Below are 3,083 nucleotides of genomic sequence, written 5' to 3' on the forward strand. Positions count from 1 at the left end.
CTCATGCCTTCCCCGTCGAGAAGACGAGCCACAAAACGAAGACGTTCCTCCATCACCGAACACTCTTTCCACGGCATCAACACCTCCGGCCAAAAGCCAAAAGTGTTACCCATGTGTGGAGTGCGCCCCTCGGGCCGGACAGGATGAACAAGCAGAATTGACTTGGAAGCCGGGCTTTCGAAGGATGGAAGCCCATGGTGACTTATCGCACGCACAGCATCGAGTTCAAACGTCAGGTAGCACAGGAGTTCCTGTCCGGCGAGACGCTGCATGGTCTCGCCAAGCGGCACGAACTGCCGCGTAACCTGATCCGCATCTGGGTTCAGAAATACGAGGCTGGCTCCTTCGACGAAGACGTGGCGGCGGCCGACACGATGCAGACCTATGAGGCGCGGATCGCAGCGCTGGAGCGGCTGGTAGGCCGGCAAGCCTTGGAAATTGAGTTTCTAAAGGGGGCTCTGAAAAGCGCACCACGTCCGAGAAGCGGGACTACATCCGTGATCACCGGCCCGGCGATGTCTCCATCGCTGAAGGATGCCGGCTGATGGGGATCGCGCGATCAACCTACTACGATCAGCCCGAAACCGCCGTGGATGACACAGCGCTCGTCGAGACGATGGGTGAGATCTCCGACAGCTTCGAAGCTTACGGCTATCGCCGCATGCAGGCGGCGCTGCGGCAGCGCGGCATCGTCGTCAACCACAAGAAGATCAGACGGTTGATGCGCGAGCACGATCTGCAGCCCAGGATCAGGCGGCGCTTTATCGCCACTACGGACAGCGATCACGAGTTGCCGATCTTCCCGAACTTGGCGAAGAACGTGACACCCGACGGCCCGAATCAGCTCTGGGTGAGCGACATAACATACGTGACGATTGCGGTGGGCTTCGTCTACGTCGCGGTCATTTTGGATGCCTGGTCACGCAAGGTCGTTGGTTATGCCGCAGTGAACCCATTCTAGCAGAAAAAAGCTCGCCGAAGTGGATTCTAGGAACTCGGGTCGGAAACGGTCAGGCTGCGACCAAAAACTCGCCTAGTACCGGCTCGCCGAAGAGAGTAGGCTTGAACGAACGCCGACCAGCGGTTTTTCCGAAACCATGAAGCATGACTTTCATTATAGCATGCTTGGTTGAAGGAGCCGGAAGTTGTCTATGGAAGTTGATCAACTCCGGGCCAACCTAAATGGCATCTATCAAATGATCGGAGCCAAACCGTCGTCTGCCTCGACGCTTGGAAGTTCCAACGAAGATCTCCGGCCCTGGCGCTCTGGTCTCGATCGTTTGGGAGAGCGCCGGGTTGATCGATGTGAGACGCTATTGCGAGGTCCGCGCCGCCGTGCTCTATGCCAACACGAGCAATATTTCGTACTTTAGCAACACAATGGAGACGGTGGCATGCTGCAAAGAATTCTAGACAGCATTATTCCGCCGAAAAAGATTCCTGATCAGGACTGGTTTGCGCTCCAGTTCGAGCCAGAAAAAGCGCGAGAGGTCTACAAGATACCGCTTCCTAGTCTACCAAGCGATGACGCGCAGGTGAGTTTCACGGCGCTAAGTGGCGAAAACAATATGCGGCAGGCGTTTGACTTCTACGTCCACATGCGATCCGTATGTCAGCTAGATAAAATCAGGCGGCCAAAGGTTCTGGATTTCGGAGGCGGTTGGGGCCGTGTCAGTCGCTTGTTTCTGAGGGATACGAAACCTCAGAACATCTACATCGCTGAAACGCGAGCTTCTGTGATCCAACTGCTTAGGGATGCCAATGCGCCCTATACCGCCATTCACAACGAGCCTCCTCCGCCGATCGCGGGCCTGCCCAACGACATGGACCTCGTTTTCGCGTATTCGGTTTTCTCTCATCTGTCCGAGAAATACTTCCTCGACTGGATCGGATATTTTCTTGAGGTGCTGCGCCCCGGTGGCCATATCGTTTTCACCTCACGTGGTCACTACTTCATTAGGCACCTTCAACACCTGCACGCGAACGAAGAAGCGGCGCCTCCAAACCTGGCCGAGCACATTCGTCGATTGAAACAGATGATGCCGCACCCCGATGAAATCCTCCGCCTTTATGATGCCGGGGAGTTTCAATTTTACCCTGTCGGCGGCTCAGAGGAACTGACCCCAAGTTTCTTTGGCGAGGCATTTATCCCGCTGGCCTATCTAAAGAAGCACTTCGGCGACGCGCTTGTCGATTTCACCGAAGACCTGCCGCGTGTCGATCAGAGTGTTACTGTGCTGCGTAAACGGTAATTCAGGATAGGAGGTCTGGTCCTTGGTTTGTGGTTGCGCTATGGCCTAGTTCCTTGAGGATGCGCAACGCGGTCGACCGACAGCGCGCGAGAACTCGCACAGCTTACCTCTCTGCGGTTCTTTGCAGCGGCTTCTATCGTTTATTTTCCACATGCATATCATTGTCCTTGGCGGCGAAGCGGATACGCGGTTTGCGCTAGGCGTCGACGTCATCCATGTTCGCCGCCGCGTCCATCGTTACGACGAATTCGGACCGCCAAAGTCTGACGCTGGTACGCGCGATATACTGATCTCCGATAGCACTGCCGCGATGCTTAAAGCATGGCGCAGGGTTGCCCCAAAAGATGAGCACGGTATGGTCTTCCCAAATGGCGGAGAAAACATCGAAGGCCACGCCAATCTTCTGCACCGCGTCTTCTGGCCAGCACAGATGACAGGCGTCACTGCAGCGGCCAGCGAGAAGAATAAGGACGGCAAGCCTATCCTCGATGCCAATACAGCCTTCATTGCCCTTCGGTACGCTGCGGCAGCGCTATTCATTGAACAGGCCAAGAAGGTGCAGCGCTCATGGGGCACGCACCACTTGCGATGACGTACTACGTTTATAGATATTTGTTCAAATTCGAAGACGACGACCGAGCCAAAATTGCCGAAATGGAAACCGTCCTGTTCGGTTGATTCCCGCGTATTCCCACGCGCTCCATGCAACACGGAAACGAATAGCGAAATATAATCAGTCGACCGTGAACTATCCGCAAGCCGTTGATCTGGCATGTTGATTGAGGCGGATAGCGGCTTTTGGATTGCAGGATTGGCGGCTTATGGGGGCTG

General features: G+C 55.4%; 4 protein-coding genes. All 4 read left to right on the forward strand.

The genetic code is table 11. The annotated features are described in order from the left end of the window. The first annotated feature begins 194 nt into the window (after positions 1-194). The 4 genes from NKI38_RS33225 (at position 195) to NKI38_RS33240 (ending at position 2,844) form a co-directional block, all read left to right on the forward strand. Positions 195-545, forward strand: a complete 351-nt coding sequence (locus NKI38_RS33225) for a transposase (RefSeq protein WP_352612007.1) — start codon at positions 195-197, stop codon at positions 543-545. Continuing rightward, positions 545-961, forward strand: coding sequence for an IS3 family transposase (locus NKI38_RS33230; protein ID WP_352665082.1), 417 nt, complete (start codon positions 545-547; stop codon positions 959-961). The genes NKI38_RS33225 and NKI38_RS33230 overlap by 1 nt, the downstream gene beginning before the upstream one ends. Positions 962-1,394: 433 nt before the next feature. After that, complete coding sequence (locus NKI38_RS33235; protein WP_352665084.1) at positions 1,395-2,252, forward strand: class I SAM-dependent methyltransferase; 858 nt, start codon at positions 1,395-1,397, stop codon at positions 2,250-2,252. 151 nt (positions 2,253-2,403) lie between these two features. After that, positions 2,404-2,844 (forward strand): site-specific integrase, encoded by a 441-nt coding sequence (locus tag NKI38_RS33240; RefSeq protein WP_352665086.1) that lies wholly within the window; start codon positions 2,404-2,406, stop codon positions 2,842-2,844. Positions 2,845-3,083 lie beyond the last annotated feature (239 nt).

Source organism: Mesorhizobium sp. M0621 (assembly GCF_040320745.1).
Taxonomy (GTDB): domain Bacteria; phylum Pseudomonadota; class Alphaproteobacteria; order Rhizobiales; family Rhizobiaceae; genus Mesorhizobium.